Annotated in this window: 26 protein-coding genes; 15 read left to right on the top strand and 11 right to left on the bottom strand. The window is 67.3% G+C overall.

Annotation, left to right across the window (positions count from 1 at the left end):
* Positions 1–11 precede the first annotated feature (11 nt).
* Together JC881_RS30315 and JC881_RS30310 are read right to left on the bottom strand one after the other, a co-directional pair.
* Positions 12–470 carry a hypothetical protein gene (locus JC881_RS30315; RefSeq protein ID WP_198789495.1) on the bottom strand — a complete coding sequence of 153 codons (459 nt, stop codon included), beginning with the start codon at positions 468–470 and terminating at the stop codon, positions 12–14.
* A gap of 34 nt (positions 471–504) precedes the next feature.
* Complete coding sequence (locus JC881_RS30310) at positions 505–2493, bottom strand: DNA topoisomerase IV subunit B (protein ID WP_198789494.1); 1989 nt, start codon at positions 2491–2493, stop codon at positions 505–507.
* Positions 2494–2648: 155 nt separating this feature from the next.
* Between JC881_RS30310 and JC881_RS30305 the strand changes: the two genes are divergently transcribed.
* The 6 genes from JC881_RS30305 (at position 2649) to JC881_RS30280 (ending at position 7603) form a co-directional block, all read left to right on the top strand.
* Positions 2649–3872, top strand: coding sequence for an MFS transporter (locus tag JC881_RS30305; protein ID WP_198789493.1), 1224 nt, complete (start codon positions 2649–2651; stop codon positions 3870–3872).
* Positions 3873–3889: 17 nt separating this feature from the next.
* On the top strand, positions 3890–4030 hold the full coding sequence (locus tag JC881_RS30300; protein ID WP_198789492.1) for a hypothetical protein: 141 nt from the start codon (positions 3890–3892) through the stop codon (positions 4028–4030).
* A gap of 16 nt (positions 4031–4046) precedes the next feature.
* A complete protein-coding gene (locus JC881_RS30295; RefSeq protein ID WP_198789491.1) occupies positions 4047–4616 on the top strand; it encodes a class I SAM-dependent methyltransferase in 570 nt (189 codons plus the stop codon).
* Between the two features lie 43 nt (positions 4617–4659).
* Entirely contained in the window at positions 4660–5586 is a 927-nt protein-coding gene (gene dapA / locus JC881_RS30290; RefSeq protein ID WP_443083382.1) for a 4-hydroxy-tetrahydrodipicolinate synthase, read from the top strand.
* A 143-nt stretch (positions 5587–5729) separates the two neighbouring features.
* Positions 5730–6821 (top strand): outer membrane protein assembly factor BamC, encoded by a 1092-nt coding sequence (bamC, locus tag JC881_RS30285; protein WP_198789489.1) that lies wholly within the window; start codon positions 5730–5732, stop codon positions 6819–6821.
* 5 nt (positions 6822–6826) lie between these two features.
* Entirely contained in the window at positions 6827–7603 is a 777-nt protein-coding gene (locus tag JC881_RS30280; RefSeq protein ID WP_198789488.1) for an MBL fold metallo-hydrolase, read from the top strand.
* A gap of 74 nt (positions 7604–7677) precedes the next feature.
* Here the strand turns inward: JC881_RS30280 and JC881_RS30275 are convergent, their stop codons facing one another.
* From JC881_RS30275 to JC881_RS30265, 3 genes are all read right to left on the bottom strand, one after another.
* A complete protein-coding gene (locus tag JC881_RS30275; protein WP_198789487.1) occupies positions 7678–7944 on the bottom strand; it encodes a hypothetical protein in 267 nt (88 codons plus the stop codon).
* 94 nt (positions 7945–8038) lie between these two features.
* On the bottom strand, positions 8039–8542 hold the full coding sequence (locus tag JC881_RS30270) for a hypothetical protein (RefSeq protein ID WP_198789486.1): 504 nt from the start codon (positions 8540–8542) through the stop codon (positions 8039–8041).
* On the bottom strand, positions 8532–9674 hold the full coding sequence (locus JC881_RS30265) for a cupin domain-containing protein (protein WP_198789485.1): 1143 nt from the start codon (positions 9672–9674) through the stop codon (positions 8532–8534). Before JC881_RS30265 ends, JC881_RS30270 begins: the two co-directional genes overlap by 11 nt.
* 14 nt (positions 9675–9688) lie before the next feature.
* Here JC881_RS30265 and JC881_RS30260 point away from each other — a divergent pair, with 14 nt between their 5' ends.
* A complete protein-coding gene (locus JC881_RS30260) occupies positions 9689–10213 on the top strand; it encodes an FKBP-type peptidyl-prolyl cis-trans isomerase (protein ID WP_198789484.1) in 525 nt (174 codons plus the stop codon).
* Positions 10214–10276: 63 nt separating this feature from the next.
* Here JC881_RS30260 and JC881_RS30255 read toward each other — a convergent pair whose 3' ends face one another.
* The 4 genes from JC881_RS30255 to coaBC form a co-directional block, all read right to left on the bottom strand.
* Positions 10277–10777, bottom strand: coding sequence for a glycine zipper 2TM domain-containing protein (locus JC881_RS30255; protein WP_198789483.1), 501 nt, complete (start codon positions 10775–10777; stop codon positions 10277–10279).
* A gap of 182 nt (positions 10778–10959) precedes the next feature.
* Positions 10960–11406 (bottom strand): dUTP diphosphatase, encoded by a 447-nt coding sequence (gene dut, locus JC881_RS30250; RefSeq protein WP_198789482.1) that lies wholly within the window; start codon positions 11404–11406, stop codon positions 10960–10962.
* A 4-nt stretch (positions 11407–11410) separates the two neighbouring features.
* Positions 11411–11854, bottom strand: a complete 444-nt coding sequence (locus tag JC881_RS30245; protein ID WP_198789481.1) for a hypothetical protein — start codon at positions 11852–11854, stop codon at positions 11411–11413.
* Positions 11854–13077, bottom strand: coding sequence for a bifunctional phosphopantothenoylcysteine decarboxylase/phosphopantothenate--cysteine ligase CoaBC (gene coaBC, locus JC881_RS30240; protein ID WP_198789480.1), 1224 nt, complete (start codon positions 13075–13077; stop codon positions 11854–11856). The genes JC881_RS30245 and coaBC overlap by 1 nt, the downstream gene beginning before the upstream one ends.
* Positions 13078–13200: 123 nt before the next feature.
* Between coaBC and JC881_RS30235 the strand changes: the two genes are divergently transcribed.
* The 8 genes from JC881_RS30235 (at position 13201) to JC881_RS30200 (ending at position 20182) form a co-directional block, all read left to right on the top strand.
* A complete protein-coding gene (locus JC881_RS30235) occupies positions 13201–14880 on the top strand; it encodes a CTP synthase (protein ID WP_198789479.1) in 1680 nt (559 codons plus the stop codon).
* Positions 14877–15734, top strand: coding sequence for a 3-deoxy-8-phosphooctulonate synthase (kdsA, locus tag JC881_RS30230; RefSeq protein WP_198789478.1), 858 nt, complete (start codon positions 14877–14879; stop codon positions 15732–15734). The genes JC881_RS30235 and kdsA overlap by 4 nt, the downstream gene beginning before the upstream one ends.
* Positions 15731–16021 carry a DUF1330 domain-containing protein gene (locus JC881_RS30225; RefSeq protein ID WP_198789477.1) on the top strand — a complete coding sequence of 97 codons (291 nt, stop codon included), beginning with the start codon at positions 15731–15733 and terminating at the stop codon, positions 16019–16021. Before kdsA ends, JC881_RS30225 begins: the two co-directional genes overlap by 4 nt.
* 26 nt (positions 16022–16047) lie before the next feature.
* Entirely contained in the window at positions 16048–17331 is a 1284-nt protein-coding gene (gene eno, locus JC881_RS30220; protein WP_198789476.1) for a phosphopyruvate hydratase, read from the top strand.
* Positions 17332–17429: 98 nt separating this feature from the next.
* Positions 17430–17708, top strand: coding sequence for a cell division protein FtsB (gene ftsB, locus JC881_RS30215; protein ID WP_198789475.1), 279 nt, complete (start codon positions 17430–17432; stop codon positions 17706–17708).
* A gap of 154 nt (positions 17709–17862) precedes the next feature.
* Positions 17863–18483, top strand: a complete 621-nt coding sequence (gene pnuC, locus JC881_RS30210; protein WP_198789519.1) for a nicotinamide riboside transporter PnuC — start codon at positions 17863–17865, stop codon at positions 18481–18483.
* A complete protein-coding gene (locus tag JC881_RS30205; protein WP_198789474.1) occupies positions 18480–19160 on the top strand; it encodes an AAA family ATPase in 681 nt (226 codons plus the stop codon). Before pnuC ends, JC881_RS30205 begins: the two co-directional genes overlap by 4 nt.
* Positions 19161–19198: 38 nt before the next feature.
* Positions 19199–20182, top strand: a complete 984-nt coding sequence (locus JC881_RS30200; RefSeq protein ID WP_198789473.1) for a hypothetical protein — start codon at positions 19199–19201, stop codon at positions 20180–20182.
* A 12-nt stretch (positions 20183–20194) separates the two neighbouring features.
* Here JC881_RS30200 and hslO read toward each other — a convergent pair whose 3' ends face one another.
* Positions 20195–21193 carry an Hsp33 family molecular chaperone HslO gene (gene hslO, locus JC881_RS30195; protein WP_042579482.1) on the bottom strand — a complete coding sequence of 333 codons (999 nt, stop codon included), beginning with the start codon at positions 21191–21193 and terminating at the stop codon, positions 20195–20197.
* Between the two features lie 38 nt (positions 21194–21231).
* On the bottom strand, positions 21232–21756 hold the full coding sequence (locus tag JC881_RS30190; RefSeq protein WP_198789472.1) for a gamma carbonic anhydrase family protein: 525 nt from the start codon (positions 21754–21756) through the stop codon (positions 21232–21234).
* Positions 21757–21783 lie beyond the last annotated feature (27 nt).

Genomic DNA, 21783 nt, shown 5'->3' with positions numbered 1-21783 from the left:
GGGCCCTTGCCTCAGAACCACCAGCCGTAGCGCTTGCGGCGCCCGGCGTGGACCGCGGCGTCGTCGCTCAGGCTGCGCACGCGCCCCGTGCCCTTCAGGCCGACCCAGATCAGCAGCACGCCCAGCATCACCGCGGCGAGGAAGAACGGCACCTGCCGCACTTCGATGCCATCGGCGAGCAGCCTCACGGCGACCGCGAGAAAGGCGGCGGCCGCGGTCCAGCAGACGATCCGGCGCATCCACAGCCACCCGGTGGCCACGGCGCGCTCCAGCCAGCTGGGTTCGGGGCCGTCGTTGGCCGCGTCGTCCCACCAGCCCATCCAGACGAACAGCACTGCCAGCAGGACAACGAGGCCGGCAAAGAGCATGTCCGGCGGCGTGACCACCGGATGGGCGCGCGCCACCATGAGGATCGCGCCCGCGGCGCAAGCCCATGCCAACGAACCGCAGATGATCTGGTGCCTGTTCATGCCCTGTCGTGAAGAATGCCTCGGGTCCGGGAAATCAGACGTCGATATCGACGTCGTCGGCGCGCAGTTCCATCAGCTCGCGCCGGGCGGCCGCTTCGCCCTTGCCCATGAGCTTGGTGATCTCGCCCTGGGTGGATGTGAAGTCGAAGCGTCCCAGCTGGACCTTCATCAGGCGCCGGGTATCGGGATTGAGCGTGGTTTCCCACAATTGTTCCGCGCTCATCTCGCCCAGGCCCTTGAAGCGGCTGATGCTCCAGGCGCCTTCGCGCACGCCGTCTTTACGCAGCTTGTCGAGCGTGGCGGTGAGTTCGCCCTCGTCGAGCGCGTAGACCTTGGAGGCCGGCTTCTTGCCGCGCGCGGGCGCATCGACGCGGAACAGCGGCGGCTTGGCGACATACACGTGGCCGGTTTCGATGAGTTTCGGAAAATGGCGAAAGAACAAAGTGAGCAGCAGCACCTGGATGTGCGAGCCGTCCACGTCGGCATCGGAGAGGATGCAGATCTTTCCGTAGCGCAGGCCGCTCATGTCGGGCGTGTCGCTCGGGCCGTGCGGATCGACGCCCACGGCCACCGAGATGTCGTGGATTTCGGTGTTGGCGAAGAGCCGGTCGCGCTCCACTTCCCAGGTGTTGAGCACCTTGCCGCGCAGCGGCAGGATGGCCTGGCTTTCCTTGTCGCGGCCCATCTTGGCGCTGCCGCCGGCCGAGTCGCCCTCGACCAGGAAGACCTCGTTGTGGCTGATGTCCTTGCTCTCGCAGTCGGTCAGCTTGCCGGGCAGCACGGCCACGCCGGAGCCCTTGCGCTTCTCGACCTTCTGACCGGCGCGCTGGCGGGTCTGCGCGGCCTTGATGGCCAGCTCGGCCAGCCTCTTGCCGTAATCGACGTGCTGGTTGAGCCAGAGCTCGAGCGCCGGGCGCACGAAGCTGGACACCAGCCGCACCGCGTCGCGCGAATTCAGGCGCTCCTTGATCTGGCCCTGGAATTGCGGATCGAGCACCTTGGCGCTGAGCACATACGAAGCCCGCGCGAACACGTCTTCGGGCAGCAGCTTCACGCCCTTGGGCAGCAGCGAGTGCAGCTCGATGAAGCCCTTCACGGCGGTGAAGAGGCCGTCGCGCAGGCCGCTCTCGTGCGTGCCGCCCGCGCTGGTGGGGATCAGGTTGACGTAGCTCTCGCGCACCGGCTGGCCGTCTTCGGTGAAGGCCACGCACCAGTCGGCGCCCTCGCCTTCGGCGAAGTTGTCGGCGTTCTTGTCGGCATGGCCGCTGCCTTCGAAGAGGGGGATCACCGGGTCGCCGTTGAGCGTCTGCATGAGGTAGTCGCTCAGCCCCCCCTTGTAGAGCCACTGCTGCGTGTCCTTGGTCTTCTCGACCGTGAGCGTGACGCTCACGCCGGGCATCAGCACCGCCTTGCTGCGCAGGAGGTGCGTGAGCTCGCTCATCGGGAGCGCGGCGGTCTCGAAGTACTTGGCGTCGGGCCAAGCGCGCACCGTGGTGCCTTGCTTGCGCTCGCCGGCTTCGAGCTTGCGGATCTCGAGCGGCTCGATCACGTCGCCGCCGCTGAAGGTGAGTTTGGCGATCGAACCTTCGCGGTGGGTGGTGACTTCGAGCCGCCTGGACAGCGCATTGGTCACCGACACGCCCACGCCGTGCAGGCCGCCCGAGAAGCTGTAGGCGCCGCCCGAGCCCTTGTCGAACTTGCCGCCGGCGTGCAGGCGGGTGTACACCAGCTCGATCACCGGGGCCTTTTCTTCGGGGTGCAGGCCGAACGGGATGCCGCGGCCGTCGTCCTCGATGCTCACCGAGTTGTCGGCATGCAGCGTGACCTTGATCTTCTTGCCGTGGCCGGCCAGCGCCTCGTCGGCGGCGTTGTCGAGCACTTCCTGGATGACGTGCAGGGGGTTGTCGGTCCGGGTGTACATGCCCGGGCGCTGCTTGACGGGCTCGAGGCCCTTGAGCACGCGGATGGAGCCTTCCGAGTAGCCGGAAGCGGAATCTGAGGAGGTCTTGGGGGAAGTCGCCATGGGGGCGGATTGTAGTCAGTCGCCGCCAAACAACTGGATACCCATACAGCAGGCGCTTTGATGCCGGATGCGCATTGAAACGCCCCCGATAAATCATCAATGGCTTCGGCCGCCCGCCCGCCTGCCACAGCACGCAAGTGGCTACATTCGACGGCATGCAAGCTCCAACGCCCACCCTATCGATCAAGCAAGTGCTCTTTTGCGGCGCCATGATCGTCACGCTCTCGATGGGCATCCGCCACGGCTTCGGGCTCTGGCTGCAGCCGATCACCCAGGCGCAGGACTGGAGCCGGCAGACCTTCTCCTTCGCTCTCGCGATCCAGAACCTCTCGTGGGGCATCTTCGGCGTGTTCGCGGGCATGCTGGCCGACCGGTTCGGCGCGTTCCGGGTGCTGATCGGCGGGGCGATCTTCTACGGGCTGGGGCTGCTGGGCATGGCGCATTCGCCGACGCCGCTGCTGTTCACCCTGAGCGCGGGGGTGCTGATCGGCGCGGCGCAGGCGGGCACCACCTACGCGGTGATCTACGGCGTGATCGGGCGGCAGATTCCGGCAGAGCGGCGCTCCTGGGCGATGGGCGTGGCGGCCGCCGCCGGCTCGTTCGGCCAGTTCCTGATGGCGCCCATCGAGGGGCGCCTGATCGGCCACCTGGGTTGGCAGACCGCGCTAGCGGTGCTCGCGGTGCTGGTGCTGGTGATCGTGCCGCTGGCCTTCGGCCTGCGCGAGCCGCGGCGCGAGGCCCTGGCCGGCCATCGTGAGCAGTCGGTGCTGCAGGCGGTGGGCGAAGCCTTCCGCTACCCGAGCTTCGGCCTCCTGATGGCGGGTTATTTCGTCTGCGGCTTCCAGCTGGCGTTCATCGGCATCCACATGCCGACGTACCTGCGCGACCGGAGCCTGTCGGCCGACGTGGCCGGCTATGCGCTGGCGCTGATCGGGCTCTTCAACGTGTTCGGCACGTACACGGTCGGCCTGCTGGGGCAGACGCTGGCCAAGCGCAAGATCCTCGCGGCGATCTACTTCGCGCGGGCGGTGTCGATCGCGCTGTTCCTGATCGTGCCGATCTCGCCGGTCAGCGTGTACGTGTTCTCGGCGGCGATGGGCTTCCTCTGGCTCTCGACCGTGCCCGCGACCAATGCGATCGTGGCGGGCATCTTCGGGGTGGCGCACCTGTCGATGTTGAGCGGCTTCGTGTTCCTGAGCCACCAGGTCGGCTCGTTCCTGGGCGTGTGGCTGGGCGGTTACCTGTACGACACCACCGGGAGCTACGACATCGTCTGGTACATCGCGATCGCGCTGGGCGTGTTCGCGGCGCTGATCAACCTGCCGGTCAAGGAACACGCCATCGCCCGCGGGACCGGACCGGCGGCGGTGCCGGGCTGATTGCGGACAATCGGACCATGACCTCGCAAATGCGCCACCACCTCGCCCACGCCGGCTGGCTCGCGGCCGTGCTGGCGGCGCTGGGGGGCGTGTTCATGCTCTATACCCATCCGGAATTTCTCGTGACGCTGGTCGACCAGGTGTGGTCGTGCTTCTGAGGCGGGTCGATCTGCCATGAAAGATGCAGCGCCACTGCACGGAACGGGTGCGCCTTCGGAATGGATCGTGCGCTGGTCGCACCTGCTGGCCACTGACGCGACCGTGCTCGACGTGGCCTGCGGCTCGGGCCGGCACATGCAGTGGTTTGCCGGGCGCGGGCATCCCGTCACGGGCGTCGACCGGTCGCCGGAAGCCACTGGGGCAGCACGCGCCTTCGGGCAGACCGTCATGGCCGACATCGAGTCCGGCCCCTGGCCTTTCACAGGCCAGACCTTTGGCGCAGTGGTCGTCACCAACTACCTGTGGCGCGACCGCATGGCCGACATCGTGGCCGCCGTGGCCCCTGGCGGCGTGCTGCTCTACGAGACCTTCGCCGCGGGCAACGAAACCGTGGGCAAGCCGTCGCGGGCCGACTTCCTGCTGCAGCCCGGCGAGCTGCTGGCCGCCTGCCGGGGTCTGCGCGTGGTGGCCTACGAGGACGGGTTCCTGGCCGAACCGGCCCGCTTCGTGCAGCGTATTGCCGCCATCCGCCCGTCGGCCCCGGTGACCGGCCAGCCCCCGCGCGCCCTCCTGAAGGGAAACTGAGGGGACAGGGCCGGCTGTCTTGGCGGGGCCCGGAGTAAGTAGAATCGGCGCTTTCGTCCACCGACAAAGAGATTCCCCCTTGGAGCAACTGACAGGCAGCATCGTCGCGCTCGTCACGCCGATGCACGACGACGGCAGTGTCGACTACCCCGCCCTGCGGCGACTCATCGACTGGCACATCGACGAAGGCACCGATTGCCTCGGCGTGGTCGGCACCACCGGCGAATCGCCGACGGTCGACGTCGAAGAGCACTGCGAAATCATCCGCGTCTCGGTCGAGCAAGCCAAGGGCCGCGTGCCCGTGATGGCCGGCTGCGGCGCCAATTCGACGAAGGAAGCGATCGAGCTGGCCAAGTTCGCCAAGGGCGTGGGCGCCGATTCGCAGCTGCAGGTCGTGCCCTACTACAACAAGCCGACGCAGGAAGGCCAGTACCAGCACTTCAAGGCCATCGCCGAGGCCGTGGGCGACCTGCCCGTCGTGCTGTACAACGTGCCCGGCCGCACCGTCGCCGATATGGCGCACGACACCGTGCTGCGCCTGGCGCAAGTGCCCGGCATCATCGGCATCAAGGAAGCCACCGGCAACATCGAACGCGCCCAGTGGCTCATTCGCGACCTGCCCAAGAACTTTGCCGTCTATTCGGGCGACGACCCGACCGCCGTCGCGCTCATGCTCTGCGGCGGCCAGGGCAACATCAGCGTCACGGCCAACATCGCGCCGCGCAAGATGCACGAGCTGTGCGTGGCGGCGCTTGCCGGCGACGTGAAGCGCGCGATGCAGATCCAGTTCGAGCTCATGCCGCTGCACCGCAACCTGTTCGTCGAGCCCAATCCGATTCCGCTCAAGTGGGCCATGGCCCGGCTCGGCCTGTGCGGTGGCACCCTGCGCCTGCCGCTCACCGAACTCGGTGAAGCCAGCCGTCCGGCGGTCGAGGGTGCGCTGCGCGCCACCGGCTTGCTCAAGGACTGAGCGCCCTCCCCGACACACGCCTCGCGATTTGATGTTTCCCTGGCCGCAACAAGGTTAAGCAACCTTTTGCCCGAACTGTGCTCAGAGATGGCGGGCACTGCGGCCCATAGATTGACCGAACCATTCCAACAAGGAAGACGACGTTGAAGAACCTTTCGCAACTTTCGCGATATGCACTGCTGGCCACCCTGGTTGCCAGCCTCGCCGCCTGCTCCGTGCTCGAGAGCGACAAGATCGACTACAAGAGCGCCGGCAAGGCCCCGACGCTCGAAGTCCCGCCCGACCTGTCGCAGCTCTCGCGCGACAACCGCTACGCAGTGCCCGGCGGCGCAGTCACCGCCAACGCCTACCAGGCCGGCGTCGCGAACGCACCAGGTGTTCCCACCGCCGTCTCCAACATCGGCGACGTGCGCATGGAGCGCGCAGGCACGCAGCGCTGGATCGTCGTCAACCGCACGCCCGACCAGCTCTGGGACCCGGTGAAGGACTTCTGGCAGGAAAGCGGCTTCCTCCTGACCACCGAGCAGCGCAACCTGGGCATCATGGAAACCGACTGGGCCGAGAACCGAGCCAAGCTGCCGCAGGACATCATCCGCGGCACGCTGGGCAAGCTGGTCGACTCGGTCTACTCGACCGGCGAACTCGACCGCTTCCGCACCCGCATCGAACGCACGACGAACGGCACCGAGATCTTCATCAGCCACCGCGGCATGCAGGAGGTCTACAACAACTCGCGCCAGGACCAGACCGTGTGGCAGCCGCGCCCGAGCGACCCCGAACTGGAAACCGAGTTCCTGCGCCGCCTGATGGTCAAGCTGGGCGTCTCGCAAGAGCAGTCGAAGATCCTGGCCGCCACCTCGGCACCGGCGAAGACCGCCACCATCGCCAGCGTGGGCAACCAGCCCGTGGTGCAGATCAGCGAAGGGTTCGACCGCGCATGGCGCCGCGTCGGCCTCGCCCTGGACCGCACCGGCTTCACCGTGGAAGACCGCGACCGCAGCGCCGGCATCTACTTCGTGCGCTACGTGACGCCGAACCCCGACAAGAAGGAAGAAGGCTTCTTCGGCAAGCTGTTCAGCAGCTCGTCCAAGGACGAAAAGCCGATCAAGTTCCGCATCCTCGTGAAGAGCCAGGGCGAATCGACCACCGTCTCGGTGCTCAATGAAGCCGGCGCGCCCGAAAGCTCGGCCAACGCGCAGCGCATCGTCAAGGTCATCGCCGACGACCTGAAGTAACCCGCATGCTCCGCTTCCGAAGCCTCGGCAGCGGCAGCACGGGCAATGCCGCGCTGGTCGAAGCGACCAGCGGCGGCCGCACCTCCAGGCTCCTGGTGGACTGCGGCTTCGGCATCCGGCAGCTCGACCAGCGGCTGGCCCTGGCGGGCCTCGCCGCCGCCGACATCGACGCGATCTTCATCACCCACGAGCACGGCGACCACATCGGCTGCGCCCACACGCTCTCGCGGCGCAACCGCATTCCCGTCTGGATGAGCGAAGGCACCTGGCTCGCCACGGGCGGACGTGATTTCGAAGGCCGGCTGAACCTGGCGCGCGATGATGCGGAATTCGCGGTCGGCGACATCGGCGTGCAGCCCTTCACCGTGCCGCACGATGCACGCGAGCCGCTGCAACTGCGCTGCACCGATGGCGCACGCACGCTCGGGGTGCTGACCGATCTCGGTCATGCCACCGCGCACGTCCTGAACCGCCTGGCCGGCGTGCATGCGCTGCTGCTCGAGTTCAATCACGACAGCGACCTCCTGGCCGGCTCGGCCTATCCGCCCTTCCTCAAGCTGCGCGTGGGGGGCAACTATGGTCATCTGTCGAACTCAGCGGCAGCCGACATCGCGCGCGCGATTCGTCATGAGGGCCTGCGCCACGTGGTCGCGGCGCATCTGAGCGAGCAGAACAACCGGCCCGACATCGTGCGGCGCCTGATGGCCGAGGCGCTCGGCGGACATGAGGCGGAAATGCTTACCGCCACCGCCGCCGAGGGCTCGCCCTGGCTGGATGTCTGACCGCCAGCTGACCGGTCAAAGATCCAAATAGAAAAGCCGCCCTGGGGCGGCTTTCTGCTGTGTGAAGACCCGGCTTATTGCTTGGGTGCTTCGTTCTTCTTCGCGGCTTCCGTCGCTGCGTTCGCGTTGTCCAGGGCCGACGAAGCGCCAGGCGACGGCGCGCTTGCGGCCGGATCTGCGGAAGGTGCCGGTGCGGCGGCGGGGGGCGGTGCCGCGGGCTCGGTCACGGGCGCGGGCGGCGGGGTCACGACTGCCGGTGCGGCGTCTTCTTTCTTGCCGCAGGCAACGAGTGCGGCAGCGGCGATCAACGAGGCAATCAGGACGGACGACGACTTCTTCATGAGAACTCCTTTGGCAAAGAATGTCTGGAACGAAAAAATTCTAGACCCGCATCTCCGCCTGAATGTGTCTCGCGGCCGCATTCGCGGCATTGGCTTACAAGCCGAGTGTCGATGCCGGAAATGCCGGCCGCGCGAGGCGCCAGCTCTCGTCGATGGCTTCGCGCAATTCGCGGCGCGCGCGCGGATCTGCGCCGCAGACGCCGCGGCTGCGCTCGGGGTCGATGCGGTGCGCGAACCACGTGGGCGTCCAGATCGCGCTGGGCACCTGGGCGCCTGGCGCCTTGCCGGTGGCACGGCATTCGATGATGTGGTCCCACATGCGGCGCCACGGCACGAAGCGCGCGTGGCCGCGCTCGATCACGTCGAAGCGCTGCGCCAGCAGCACGAAGCGCCGGCCGCTGGCCGACCAGGCCTGCAGCGCCTCGATGCTGGCGCGCTCGCCCAGGGGCCAGTCGGCGAAATCGGTGTCGCTGAAGACGATCTCCTTCCAACCTTCGCGCGCCGCGGCCGACAGTGCATTGCGCACGATCTCGCCGAACGCCTCGCGGCCGTCGAAGCGGCCTTCCAGCAGCAGTGGCGAAGTGTCATCAGCCGGCATGGACCCAGCCCGCCTCGCACCACTCGCCCAGCAGCGCCAGTGCGCCTTCGCTGGCCCGCGCCAGTTCGCGCGCGCCGAGCGCGCGCTGGTCGGCCAGCTTTCGCATCAGCGTCGCATCGGCACCGCCTGCGCGGAAGCTCTCGCCGTTGATGTAGATGTGGCGCGTGTCGTAGAGCATGCGCGTGCGGCGGTCGAGCGCCACGTGCTGCATCGCGCCGGGCATGTTGCCGCCTTCGTCGAACCAGATGTTCGCCTTGGGCTCGGTCAGCGATTCACCGAGGGCGCGGTCGATGGCGTCCGGGTCGCGCAGCGCGGCCTCGACGGCCTTGCGCGCGAAATCCCGCAGTGCGGCGGGCATCGCGGCCGGGGCGTCGACCGCGGGCTGCGCCGGGTCGCGGTAGCGGGCCAGTTCCGCGGGGCCGGCGTCCTCGAGGTCTTCCGAATAGGCCTGCGCCATGCGCGCGAGCAGGTCGGCGCCGAGCTCGCCCATGGCGGACGAACGCAGGCCGATGGAAAAGGTCATGCAGTCGTCGCCCACCGCGACGCCTTCATGCGCGTACTTCGGCGGCAGGTAGAGCATGTCGCCGGGCTCGAGCACGAAGGTTTCCTCGGGCTCGAAGTTCTCGAGGATCTTGAGCGGCACATCCGGCTGCAGGCTGAGGTCGCCCTGCTTGCCGATCGACCAGCGGCGCCGGCCCTGCGCCTGCAGCAGGAACACGTCGTAGCTGTCGAAATGCGCGCCGACGCCGCCGGTGTCGCTCGCATAGCTGATCATCAGGTCGTCCAGGCGCGCGTCGGGCAGGAAGCGGAACTGCCGCAGCAGGTCGTGCACGCCCCCGTGGTGCAGGTCGACGCCCTGCACCAGCAGCGTCCAGGCGGGTTGCTTCAGGGGCGGCAGGGCACGCCTTGGCAGCGGGCCGTGCTTGAGCGACCAGCCGGCCTTGCCGTGGCGGATGAGGCGCGATTCCACCTCTTCTCGCTCGGCCAGCGCAAACAGGGCGCTGCGGTCGATCGGTGGCACCATGGCGGGAATGGCCTGGCGGACCAAGAGCGGCTTTTTCTGCCAGTACCGCCGCATGAACTGCGCGGCGCTCAGGCCGCCGAGCAACGGCAGCGGTTGTGTAATCTCCATGGGAGAATTCTGCAATGGAAATCTCTGAACAATGCGTGGTCGGTTTGACCTGGACGATGAAAGACACGCTCGGCGACGTGCTGGACGTGCTCGACGAGCCGGTCGAATTCATGGTGGGCGGCGACGATCTCTTCGACGTCATCGAGGCGGCCTTGCAGGGCCATGAGCCCGGCGCCCGTGTGCAACTGCAGGTCGAGCCCGAACAGGGCTTCGGCGACTTCAACGACCAGCTGCTCTTCCTGGAGCCGCGCTCGCTGTTTCCCGAGGGCACGGAAGAAGGCATGACCTTCGACGGCTCGGCGCTGCCCAAGGGTGTGAGCGACGCCATCCCCAAGGATGCGATCTACACCGTGGCCGAGGTCTATCCCGACCACCTGGTGCTCGACGGCAACCATCCGCTGGCCGGCATCGCGATCCGCCTGGACATCACCGTGCGCTCGGTGCGCGAGGCGACGGAAGAAGAAGTCGGCCGCGGCACGGCCGGTACGGCCTTCTTCAAGGTGCCGCCGATGGCCCCGGGCAACCAGATGCTGCACTGAGGACTGCCGACGTCAAAAAGCCGGGCAGTGCCCGGCTTTTTTGTTTGTGCCCGCAGGGGCAGCCTACATGCGCGAAATCTGGCCGTTGTCGATGCGCACGCGGTCGCCGATGCGCAGGTCGCCCGGGCTTTGCACGTCGAAGGCCCGGAAACCGCCACGGTCGGTCTGCACCGACACGCGATAGCTTTCATAGGCACGCGGCCCGTTCTGCTGGGCCTCGATGGTGTTGCCCAGCAGGGCACCGCCCACGATGCCCAGCGCGGTGGCCGCCGCGCGGCCGTTGCCGCGTCCGAACTGGTTGCCGACCACGCCGCCGATGACGCCACCGGCGACAGCACCGCCGCCGGAGGTGCCGGTGCCGGCCGTTTCGCTGCGCAGCACCTCGATGTTGGCCACGTGGCCATATTCGACGTAGGCGGCCTCGCGGTACTGGATGGCCTGCGGCGGTGCCTGGTACGGGTAGCGCGAGGTCTGGTAGATCGGCGCCGGTGCAACGCAAGCGGTGAGCGTGGCCAGGGCCAGCACGGAGGCGGTGACGGATACGAAGCGCATTGAGATCTTCATGTTGAGAGGCTCTTCGAATAAAACTGCGCGAGAAAAGTGCGCTGCCTGTGAATAACGCCACAGCTTTCGCCGCGATGACGCAAGACACATGCTGAAACTTTCGAGAACGCCATGCCAGCCGGGTTCCGCTCTTTACCCCTCGCTTACCTCGCGGTTACTCAGGTTCGCTTCAGCTTGGGCGCTCAGTGCTTGCCCGTGGAGCCGTAGCCGCCCTCGCCGCGCTGCGACGCCTCGAATTCCGTGACCACCCGGAACTGGGCCTGCACCACCGGCACGATCACCAGCTGTGCGAGCCGCTCCATCGGCTCCAGCACGAAGGGCGTGTCGCTGCGGTTCCAGGCGCTGATCTTGAGCTCGCCCTGGTAATCGCTGTCGATCAGGCCGACCAGGTTGCCCAGCACGATGCCATGCTTGTGGCCCAGGCCCGAGCGCGGCAGGATCAACGCCGCGAACGCCGGGTCCGCCAGGTGGATCGCGATGCCGGTGCCCACCAGCTGCCATCCGTTGGGCTCCAGCGTGATCGGGGCGTCGAGGCAGGCCCGCAGGTCGAGGCCGGCGCTTCCGGGGGTGGCATACGCGGGCAATTGATCCACCATGCGCGGATCGAGGATACGAACGTCGACTTTCACTTGTTTACTTGCCTTGCTTTTGTTGCTGTTCTCTTTGCCTGCGGGCCGCCTCTTCGAGCACCTGCTGCCACTTGGCCACGCCCGGCGTCAGCTTCAGCCCCTTGAAGAAACTCTTGCCGAGCCAGAGCGCTGCGCCGACCGCCAGGACCAGCACGAAGAACGGCACGCCGGCCGCCCAGAGCACCAGGAACAGCAGCGCACCCACGCCGCCGAACACCTTGAGCATGGTGGGCCCGATCAGGGGCTTGGCCCCTTCGCCGTTCGACGACTCGCGCCGCTGGGCGGCCGTGGCCGCGGTGCCTTGGGCGCCGGGGCCTGGCGTCATGCCGACGTCCAGTCCGTGCTCGCCCGATTGCGCCACGCGCCCCGGCTGCGCGGCCCGTGCCGAGAGCTGCTCCACGTAACGGGCAAAGTCGCCATTGGGCGGTGTGTTCGATTCGGTGTTCATCAGACCCTCCAGTCGGGAAGTCGCGCGGCGATCTCGGTCATCAGTTCACGCGCCAGCGTGAGCTTGGATGCGCGGGGAAGCTCGCGCACGCCCTGGGCGTCCACGAGCAGCAGTGCGTTGTCGTCCTGACCGAAGGTCAGCGGTCCGATGTTGCCGACCAGGAGCGGAATGCCCTTGCGCTCGCGCTTGGCCTTGGCGTGCTCGACGAGGTTCTCGCTCTCGGCCGCGAAGCCGACGCAGAACAGCTTCTTCGCCTGCGCCCGCTCGCTCTTGGCAACGGTGAGCAGGATGTCGGCGTTCTCGACGAAATCGAGCACCGGCGTCTTGCCGCTGCCGTCCTTCTTGATCTTCTGGTCGCTGTGCGTCGCCGGGCGCCAGTCGGCGACGGCGGCCGTCGCTACAAAAATGCTAGCGCTCTGCGCCGCTCGGACGGTCGCTTCGAGCATGTCCTGCGCGGACAGCACATCGACGCGGGTCACGCCGCGCGGGGTGGCCAGGTGCACCGGGCCGGCCACCAGCGTGACCTCGGCGCCCGCTTCGCGCGCCGCCCGCGCGATGGCAAAGCCCATTTTCCCGGACGAGTGGTTGGTGATGCCGCGAATCGGATCGAGCGCCTCGAAGGTCGGCCCCGCGGTGACCAGCACCTTCTGCCCTGCCAGCAGCTTGGGCTGGAAAAACGCGGTGATGTCCTCGAGCAGTTGCGCCGGCTCGAGCATGCGCCCGTCGCCGGTTTCCCCGCAGGCCTGCCAGCCGCTGCCCACGCCCAGCACGGTCGCGCCATCGGCCGAGACCTGCATCAGGTTGCGCTGGGTGGCCGGGTGGGCCCACATCTCGCGGTTCATGGCCGGGGCGATCAGGAGGGGAATGCGGTCCATGGGACGCGCGAGGCACATGAGGCTCAACAGGTCGTCGGAGCGGCCCTGCACCAGCCGCGCGATGAAGTCGGCACTGCACGGCGCCAGCACGATCGCATCGGCCTCGCGGCTCAGGTTGATGTGCGGCATGTTGTTGGGCTCGCGGGTGTCCCACTGCGAGGTGTAGACGGTGCGGCCCGACAGCGCCTGCATCGTCACCGGGGTGATGAACTGCTCGGCCGCCTCGGTCATCACGACCTGGACCGTGGCGCCCGCCTTCACGAACAGCCGGCACAGCTCGGCCGACTTGTAGCAGGCGATGCCGCCCGTGAGGCCCAGGACGATGTGTTTTCCGGCGAGATCTTGCATGGGCCGTATTGTTGCTCATGGGCCGTCGAACCAATGCGAACAAGCCTATGGCGGCCGGTGTCGCAAAGGGCACACCTATAATCGGAATTTCCCACTGCCCGGATTGCAAAGTCCGGAACTGGCATGACCAAATTTGTCTTCGTCACCGGTGGTGTCGTATCTTCCCTTGGCAAGGGAATCGCCTCCGCCTCGCTCGCCGCGATCCTCGAATCGCGCGGCCTCCAAGTCACCCTCATCAAGCTCGATCCGTACATCAATGTCGACCCCGGCACGATGTCGCCGTTCCAGCATGGCGAGGTGTTCGTCACCGATGACGGCGCCGAGACCGACCTCGACCTCGGCCACTACGAGCGCTTCATCAACACGCGCATGCGCAAGGCCAACAACTTCACGACCGGCCAGATCTACAAGACCGTGCTCGAGAAGGAACGCCGCGGCGACTACCTCGGCAAGACGGTGCAGGTGATCCCGCACATCACCAACGAGATCCAGGAATACATCAAGCGCGGCGCCGGCATCGGCACCTCGCACGAGGTCGACGTGGCCATCGTCGAGATCGGCGGCACCGTGGGCGACATCGAATCGCTGCCCTTCCTGGAGGCCGTCCGCCAGATGAGCCTGCGCAACGGCCCGAACAATTCGGCCTTCGTGCACCTCTCCTACGTGCCCTGGATCGCCGCCGCCGGCGAGCTCAAGACCAAGCCCACCCAGCACACCGCCAAGGAACTGCGCGCCATCGGCATCCAGGCCGATGTGCTCCTGTGCCGCGCCGACCGCCCGATTCCCGACGACGAGCGCGCGAAAATCTCGCTGTTCTCCAACGTGCCCGAATGGGGCGTCATCTCGATGTGGGACGTGGACACCATCTACAAGGTGCCCCGCATGCTGCACGAGCAGGGCCTGGATGGCCTCATCTGCGACAAGCTGCGCATCAACACCCCGCCCGCCAAGCTGCAGCGCTGGGACGACCTGGTCTACGAAGTCGAGCATCCGCAGCAGGAAGTCTCGATCGCCATGGTCGGCAAGTACGTGGACCTCTCGGACAGCTACAAGTCGCTCAACGAGGCGCTGCGCCACGCCGGCATGAAGAACCATGCGCGCGTGAAGATCGACTACATCGACTCGGAAACCATCTCCGCGCAGGACGTCTCGCGCCTGGCGAAGTACGACGCCATCCTCGTGCCCGGCGGCTTCGGCCAGCGCGGCGTGGAGGGCAAGATCTCCGCCGCCCGCTTCGCCCGCGAAGGCAAGGTGCCCTACCTGGGCATCTGCCTCGGGATGCAGGTGGCCACCATCGAATATGCGCGCCACGTGGCGGGCCTGAAGAACGCCAACAGCACCGAGTTCGACCCTGAGACGCCCACCCCCGTGATCGCGCTGATCACCGAGTGGAAGGACAGCGACGGCACCGTGAAGACGCGCGACGCGAAGTCCGACCTCGGCGGCACCATGCGCCTGGGCGCGCAGAGCTCCGACGTCTCGCCCGGCACCCTCGCCCACAGCATCTACGGCGACGTGGTCACCGAGCGCCACCGCCACCGCTACGAAGCCAACGTCAACTACCTCGATGAGCTGCGCGCCGCCGGCCTCGTGATCTCGGCGCTCACGCAGCGCGAGCACCTGACCGAAATCGTCGAGCTGCCGCAGGACGTGCACCCCTGGTTCATGGGCGTGCAGTTCCACCCCGAGTTCAAGTCGACGCCGTGGGGCGGCCACCCGCTCTTCAACGCCTTCATCAAGGCGGCGCTCGATCACAAGGCCCAGAGCGCGGGCGGCGCGAAAAGCCTGAAGGCCGTGGCATGAAACTCTGCGGATTCGACATTGGCCTGGACCAGCCCTTCTTCCTGATCGCAGGCCCCTGCGTGGTCGAATCCGAGCAGCTGCAGATGGACACCGCCGGCACGCTGAAGGAAATCACCTCGGCGCTGGGCATTCCGTTCATCTTCAAGAGCAGCTTCGACAAGGCCAACCGCTCCTCGGGCACGAGCTTTCGCGGCCCGGGCCGCGACAAGGGCCTGGAGATCCTGGCCAAGGTCAAGCGCGAACTCGGCCTCCCGGTGCTGACCGACGTGCACACCACCGAAGACATCACCGAGGCCGCCAAGGTGGTCGACGTGCTGCAGACGCCCGCGTTCCTGTGCCGCCAGACCGACTTCATCCACGCCGCGGCGCAGTCGGGCAAGCCGGTCAACATCAAGAAGGGCCAGTTCCTCGCGCCGCACGACATGAAGAACGTGATCGACAAGGCGCGCGCGGCCGCCAAGGAAGCGGGCCTGGACGAAGACAGCTTCATGGCCTGCGAGCGCGGCGCGAGCTTCGGCTACAACAACCTCGTCTCGGACATGCGCTCCCTCGCGATCATGCGCGAGACGAAGGCGCCCGTGGTGTTCGACGCCACCCACTCGGTGCAGCTGCCCGGTGGCCAGGGCACGACCTCGGGCGGCCAGCGCGAGATGGTGCCCGTGCTCTCGCGCGCGGCCGTGGCCGTGGGCGTGGCGGGTCTCTTCATGGAGACGCACCCCGATCCGGCCAAGGCCCTGAGCGACGGCCCCAACGCCGTGCCGCTCAAGCACATGAAGGCCCTGCTCGAGACGCTCCTGGCGCTCGACCGGGTCACCAAGAAAAACGCTTTCCTCGAGGACATCTTTCAGCAATGAGCAGCGCCTACATCATCGCCAACATCGAAGTCACCAACCCCGCGCAGTACGAGGACTACAAGAAGTGGTCAACCGAAGCCATGAAGGCGCACGGTGCCGAGGTGTGCGTGCGCGGCGGCAAGATCGAAGTGCTCGAAGGCGACTGGGCCCCGCAGCGCATCGTTGTCCTCAAGTTCCCGAGCGTGGAAGCCGCCAAAAAATTCAATGAATCGCCCGAATACGGCAAGGCGCGCGCCTCGCGCCAGGGCGCCGCGATCATGCGCATGATCGTTGTCGAAGGTCTGTGATCCGTTTTATTTGAGAAAGACAAAAGATGAGTGCAATCGTTGACATCGTCGGCCGCGAAATTCTCGACAGCCGAGGCAACCCCACCGTCGAGTGCGACGTGCTGCTCGAGTCGGGCACCATGGGCCGCGCGGCCGTGCCCTCGGGCGCATCGACCGGCTCGCGCGAAGCCATCGAGCTGCGCGACGGCGACAAGAGCCGCTATCTGGGCAAGGGCGTGCTCAAGGCGGTGGAGAACATCAACACCGAGATCTCCGAAGCCGTGCTCGGCCTGGATGCCAGCGAACAGGCCTTCCTCGATCGCACGATGATCGACCTGGACGGCACCGACAACAAGGCCCGCCTGGGCGCCAACGCCACCCTGGCCGTCTCGATGGCCGTGGCCCGCGCCGCGGCCGAAGAGTCGGGCCTGCCGCTGTACCGCTACTTCGGCGGCATGGGCGGCATGCAGCTGCCGGTGCCGATGATGAACGTCATCAACGGCGGCGCGCACGCCAACAACAGCCTGGACCTGCAGGAATTCATGATCATCCCCGTGGGCGCCAAGAGCTTCCGCGAGGCCGTGCGCTACGGCGCCGAAGTGTTCCATGCCCTGAAGAAGATCCTGGGCGACCGCGGCATCAGCACGGCGGTGGGCGACGAAGGCGGCTTCGCCCCCAGCGTCGAGAGCCATGAAGCAGCGATCCAGCTGATCCTGGAAGCCATCGACAAGGCCGGCTACACCGCGGGCGAGCAGATCGCGCTGGGCCTGGACTGCGCAGCGAGCGAGTTCTACAAGGACGGCAACTACGTTCTGTCGGGCGAGAACCTCACGCTGTCGGCCGGCAACTGGGCCGACATGCTGGCCACCTGGGTCGACAAGTACCCGATCATCAGCATCGAGGACGGCATGCACGAAGGCGACTGGGACGGCTGGAAGCTGCTCACCGACCGCCTGGGCAAGCGCGTGCAGCTGGTGGGCGACGACCTGTTCGTCACCAACACCAAGATCCTGCAAGAGGGCATCGACAAGGGCATCGCCAACTCGATCCTCATCAAGATCAACCAGATCGGCACGCTCACCGAGACCTTCGCCGCCATCGAGATGGCCAAGCGCGCGGGCTACACCGCCGTCATTTCGCACCGCTCGGGCGAAACCGAAGACAGCACCATCGCCGACATCGCCGTGGGCACCAACGCCGGCCAGATCAAGACCGGCTCGCTCTCGCGTTCGGACCGCATCGCCAAGTACAACCAGCTGCTGCGCATCGAAGAAGACCTCGGCGACATCGCCAGCTACCCCGGCCGCGGCGCGTTCTACAACCTCAAGTGATGCCAGCCACCCGGCTCGCCAGGCCGCGTACTTCGCCGCTCCCTTCGGAACGGCAGCGCGGCGGCCTCGGCGTGCGGGTGGCGTAGACAGAGACGCCCATGCGCGCGCGCTTCGTTCCCCCCATCGTCCTGCTGCTCCTGCTGGCCGTTCTTCAGTGGCAGCTGTGGAACGGGCGCGGCAGCGTGCGCGACGTCACGCAACTGCAGACCAAGCTGACCGACCAGAAGGAAGCGAACGCCAAGGCCACGATCACCAACGAGCGCCTGGCCTCCGAGGTCAACGACCTCAAGGACGGGCTCGAGATGGTCGAAGAACGCGCCCGCGCGGAACTCGGCATGGTCAAGCCGAACGAAGTGTTCGTGCAGATCGCGCACTGAACAGGATGAACTCCCACCTTCGCGAGGCCTCGGCCAACCGAACCCCGCTCATTCGAGAAGTACCGCGGAACCGGCTTTGCCGGGCCGCCAGTACTGCCCCCGGAAGGGGGTTGGCGAAGCGACACGAAGTGCGCGTAGCCTGGGGGTGAGCCTTATTCCCCAGCTTCTCTCGGCCCCCGCTTTTGCGCTCTGGGGCTCTCCTGTCAGCTGGCTCGAACTCGTGGCCGCCGTCCTCGCGCTCGCCATGGTCGGCTGCAACATGCGAGAGATCCATTGGGGCTGGCCGCTGGCCATCGCCAGTTCGCTGCTCTACGTGGTGGTCTTCGCCAAGGCGCGCATCTATGGCGATGCGTCGCTGCAGGTGTTCTTCGCTTTCGTGGCGCTCTGGGGTTGGTCCCAGTGGCTGCGCGGCCATCGCAGCGATGGCACCGCGCTGCACGTGAGCCGGCTGTCGCAGCGCGGCATCATGCTCACCTTTGCGGCTTGCGCCATTGCGTGGCCCGCGATCGCCCTCTTCCTTCACCGCTTCACCGACACCGACGTGCCGTGGTGGGACGGTTTCTCCACGGGGCTGAGCCTCGTTGGCCAGTTCCTGCTCGGGCGCAAGTTCATCGAGAACTGGCTCGTCTGGCTGGCCGTGAACGTCGTGAGCGTGGGCCTGTTCATCCACAAGGGCCTGTGGCTCACGGTCGGCCTGTACGCGGTGTTCGCGGTGCTCAGCGTGGCCGGCTACCTGGCGTGGCGCCAGCGCCTGCCCGCGGCGGAGCGCGCATGACACCGGTGCTGCCCAGCGGCTGCGTCATCGCCGTGCTCGGCGCCGAGAGCACGGGCAAGACCGAGCTGGCGCGCGCCATCGCGCAGCGCCTGCAGGAGCGCGGCATTCCGGCGACGCTGGTGGGCGAGTACCTGCGCGAATGGTGCGACCGCGAAGGCCGCACGCCGCGCCCCGACGAGCAGCAGGCCATCGCCGACGAACAGACGCGCCGCATCGATGCCGCCGCGGCAGCGGGCGTGGTGATCGCCGACACCACCGCCCTCATGACCGCGGTCTACAGCGAGCAGCTCTTCGACGACCGCTCGCTCTACGCCGAGGCCCTCGCGGCCCAGCGGCGCTGCGCCATCACGCTGCTTACCGCGCTGGACATCCCCTGGGTCGGCGACCACCTGCGCGACGGCCCCCATGCGCGCCAGCCGACCGACACGCTCGTGCGCGCCGCGCTGACGGGCGCGAAGCTCTCGTTCACCGTCGTGCACGGCACCGGCGGCGAGCGCCTGGCCAACGCATGGAACGCCATCAATTCGATCGCCAGCGGCGAAGACCGCGAACGCCGCACGCGTGCGCGCGGCAAGGCCGACGCAAAGCCCGCCGCGTGGACATGGCCTTGCGAGAAATGCTCCGACCCGGAATGCGAACATCGCCTTTTCACAGACCTGATCGGGCGGCGCGAATAAGCAAGCCGCCGTTCTTCACGGAGATTCACGGAGACCTGATGCCCCTGCACCCCACCCCGCGCACCGCCTCCCTCCTGCCCCTCTTGCCCCTGTTCGTCGCCGCGCTGCTGTCGGCTGGCCCGGCCCTCGCGGCCCCCGTCGCCGCCACCGTCGAGAACGGCACCACGACCACCGCCTGCGCCGAGGAGGACAACGTCTCCATGGTGCTGCGCGGCGAGGGCATCCGCCACCTGCGCATCGAGGCGCTGCAGCCCGACTACCTCGAGAAGATCGGCAACGACGTCACCGCGCCCGATTTCTCGGGCTGCAACTTCGACGGCGGCGCGCACCCCACCGACCCGGCGCACCGCTTCAAGAAACGCACCGTCGTGCTGCTGGACAACGCCGACTGGCGCATCGTCGGCATGACGCTGCCGACCTTCTGGCGGCCGCAGCGCGTGCCGGTGCAGGTGGGTGCGCGCAGCGATCGCGGCTTTCACCTGCTGCAGGTGTTCAAGAAGGAAAACGGCAAGGCGCTCGAGGCGATCGTGCTGTATCCCTCCGACGGCTACTGGCGCCTGAAGCCGCTGCCCGAGGCGCGCTTCGGCGACGGCGTGTACGGCTCGTCGTTCCTGCTCGGCCCGGTCGAGCAGGCCGGGCGGCCGGTGGTGAACATCGCGTCGATCCGCGTGGTGCCCAAGCCGCTCGCGATCCACCTGCGCTTCACGAACGGCGGCAGCGCCGTCGCGCGCGTGGACGAGATCAGCCGCAAGCGCACCGCGCTGGACGTCAGCCTGTCCAAGCCCACCGCGAGCGCGCAACCCTTCGCGGTGCTGCGTTCGATGTACGTCGCGGCCGACAACGCCGACATGAGCGAAGTGCGCTGGCAGGCATCGCCGGACGCCGCGCCGCAAGCCATGCCCTTGCCCGAGGTGAAGTCGCTCAACGCCACGCAGGTGCGCTTCGGCCGCAGCCTGCCGTCCAAGCACAACACGAGCGCGCCCGACATCGCGTTCAGCGGCTTCGACGACGAAGCCCGCTAGGCGCGGCGCGCCTTACTGGACGATCGGGCTGCCCGGAATCTGGTCCGTGGGCGGCCTGAAGATCTGCGCCGCATCGATCGCATCGAAGCGGTACTGCTTGCCGCAGAAATCGCAGCCCACCTCGATGTCGCCGCGCTCGGCAAGGATCTCCTCGGCCTCTTCGACGCCGAGCCCGCGGATCATCTGCGCCACGCGTTCGCGGCCGCAGGTGCACGCGAAGTGCGGACCGAGCAAGCCCGCCTGCGGCTCGAAGCGCAGCAGCTTTTCTTCCCAGAAGAGGCGCCGAAGAATGGTCTCGATGTCCAGCGTGAGCAGCTCGTCGCGCGTGAGGCTCGAGGCCAGGATCGAGATGCGGTTGTAGTCCTCATTGCGGCCGATCTGGTCTTCGTTGGCCTGGTCGCGATCCTTGTCCGACGTGCCTTCGAGGTTGCCCTCGCCCTTCACCGGCAGGCGTTGGATCAGCAAGCCCGCCGCCACCTTGTCGTCGGCCGCGAGCACCAGCGTGGTGTCGAGCTGCTCGCTCTGCAGCATGTAGTGCTGCAGCACGTCGCTCAGCTTGCCGAGCTTCTCGCCTTCGTCCCCGAAGAGCGGCACGACGCCCTGGTACGGCGTGGCGCCCGGGAGCTTGTCCTTCGGGTCGAGCGTGATCGCGCAGCGGCCCTTGTTGCTCACATTGACCATGTCGGGCAGGCGCGCATCGGCCGGCAGGTCGCCGATCACCTTGGCGGTGGCACGCAGGCTCAGGTCGGGCTTGGCCTCGGCCACGGCCACCTTCACGGGGCCATCGCCGAAGATCTGCAGGATCAGCGCGCCGTTGAACTTGATGTTGGCCTGCATCAGCGTGGCCGCGGCGGTCATCTCGCCGAGCAGCTCGGCCACGGGCGGCGGGTAGGCGCCGGTGGCGGTGTTGGAGGCGCGCCGCGCGAGGATCTCCTGCCACGCATCTGTCAGGCGCACGATCATGCCGCGCACCGGCAGGCCATCGAACAGGAATTTGTGCAGCTCGCTCAAAACGGATTCTTCTTTCGCTGTGTTGGGCCTGCGCGGGGTCAGGCGATTTTCTTCAGGCCCTTCGCGTAGCGAATGGCGTTTTCGACATAGTGCTCGGCGCCGTGACGCAGGCGCGCAGCGTCTTCGTCGCTGATCGTGCGCATCACCTTGGCGGGCGAGCCGAAGATGAGGGAGTTGTCGGGAAACTCCTTGCCCTCGGTCACCACGCTGCCGGCACCAACGATCGAATTGCGGCCGATCTTGGCGTTATTCAAGACCACCGCCTGGATGCCGATGAGCGAGTTGTCGCCGATGGTGCAGCCGTGCAGCATGACCTGGTGGCCGATGGTGACGTTCTCGCCCACGGTGAGCGGGCTGCCGGGGTCCGAATGCAGCATCGACATGTCCTGCACATTGCTGTTGCGGCCGATGGTCATGGTCTCGTTGTCCCCGCGCAGCACGGCGCCGAACCAGATGCTCGCGTTCTCGCCCAGCTTCACGTTGCCGATCACCTCGGCGCTGTCGGCCACCCAGGCGCCGGGGGCGAGTTGCGGCGCAATGCCGTCGAGTTCGTAGAGGGCCATCGCAGGAGTCTCCGGGGGCAAAAACTA

The sequence above is a fragment of the Variovorax sp. IB41 genome, from assembly GCF_016405905.1.
GTDB lineage: Bacteria > Pseudomonadota > Gammaproteobacteria > Burkholderiales > Burkholderiaceae_C > Variovorax.
The sequence above is the reverse complement of the archived record's forward strand: the minus strand, read 5'-3'. Positions and strand labels throughout refer to the sequence as shown.

Coding starts and splice junctions, on each gene's coding strand:
- JC881_RS30315 (WP_198789495.1), bottom strand. CDS start 470: ATGAACAGGCACCAGATCATCTGCGGTTCGTTGGCATGGGCTTGCGCC.
- JC881_RS30310 (WP_198789494.1), bottom strand. CDS start 2,493: ATGGCGACTTCCCCCAAGACCTCCTCAGATTCCGCTTCCGGCTACTCG.
- JC881_RS30305 (WP_198789493.1), top strand. CDS start 2,649: ATGCAAGCTCCAACGCCCACCCTATCGATCAAGCAAGTGCTCTTTTGC.
- JC881_RS30300 (WP_198789492.1), top strand. CDS start 3,890: ATGACCTCGCAAATGCGCCACCACCTCGCCCACGCCGGCTGGCTCGCG.
- JC881_RS30295 (WP_198789491.1), top strand. CDS start 4,047: ATGAAAGATGCAGCGCCACTGCACGGAACGGGTGCGCCTTCGGAATGG.
- JC881_RS30280 (WP_198789488.1), top strand. CDS start 6,827: ATGCTCCGCTTCCGAAGCCTCGGCAGCGGCAGCACGGGCAATGCCGCG.
- JC881_RS30275 (WP_198789487.1), bottom strand. CDS start 7,944: ATGAAGAAGTCGTCGTCCGTCCTGATTGCCTCGTTGATCGCCGCTGCC.
- JC881_RS30270 (WP_198789486.1), bottom strand. CDS start 8,542: ATGCCGGCTGATGACACTTCGCCACTGCTGCTGGAAGGCCGCTTCGAC.
- JC881_RS30265 (WP_198789485.1), bottom strand. CDS start 9,674: ATGGAGATTACACAACCGCTGCCGTTGCTCGGCGGCCTGAGCGCCGCG.
- JC881_RS30260 (WP_198789484.1), top strand. CDS start 9,689: ATGGAAATCTCTGAACAATGCGTGGTCGGTTTGACCTGGACGATGAAA.
- JC881_RS30255 (WP_198789483.1), bottom strand. CDS start 10,777: ATGAAGATCTCAATGCGCTTCGTATCCGTCACCGCCTCCGTGCTGGCC.
- JC881_RS30245 (WP_198789481.1), bottom strand. CDS start 11,854: ATGAACACCGAATCGAACACACCGCCCAATGGCGACTTTGCCCGTTAC.
- coaBC (WP_198789480.1), bottom strand. CDS start 13,077: ATGCAAGATCTCGCCGGAAAACACATCGTCCTGGGCCTCACGGGCGGC.
- JC881_RS30235 (WP_198789479.1), top strand. CDS start 13,201: ATGACCAAATTTGTCTTCGTCACCGGTGGTGTCGTATCTTCCCTTGGC.
- kdsA (WP_198789478.1), top strand. CDS start 14,877: ATGAAACTCTGCGGATTCGACATTGGCCTGGACCAGCCCTTCTTCCTG.
- JC881_RS30225 (WP_198789477.1), top strand. CDS start 15,731: ATGAGCAGCGCCTACATCATCGCCAACATCGAAGTCACCAACCCCGCG.
- eno (WP_198789476.1), top strand. CDS start 16,048: ATGAGTGCAATCGTTGACATCGTCGGCCGCGAAATTCTCGACAGCCGA.
- ftsB (WP_198789475.1), top strand. CDS start 17,430: ATGCGCGCGCGCTTCGTTCCCCCCATCGTCCTGCTGCTCCTGCTGGCC.
- JC881_RS30205 (WP_198789474.1), top strand. CDS start 18,480: ATGACACCGGTGCTGCCCAGCGGCTGCGTCATCGCCGTGCTCGGCGCC.
- JC881_RS30200 (WP_198789473.1), top strand. CDS start 19,199: ATGCCCCTGCACCCCACCCCGCGCACCGCCTCCCTCCTGCCCCTCTTG.
- JC881_RS30190 (WP_198789472.1), bottom strand. CDS start 21,756: ATGGCCCTCTACGAACTCGACGGCATTGCGCCGCAACTCGCCCCCGGC.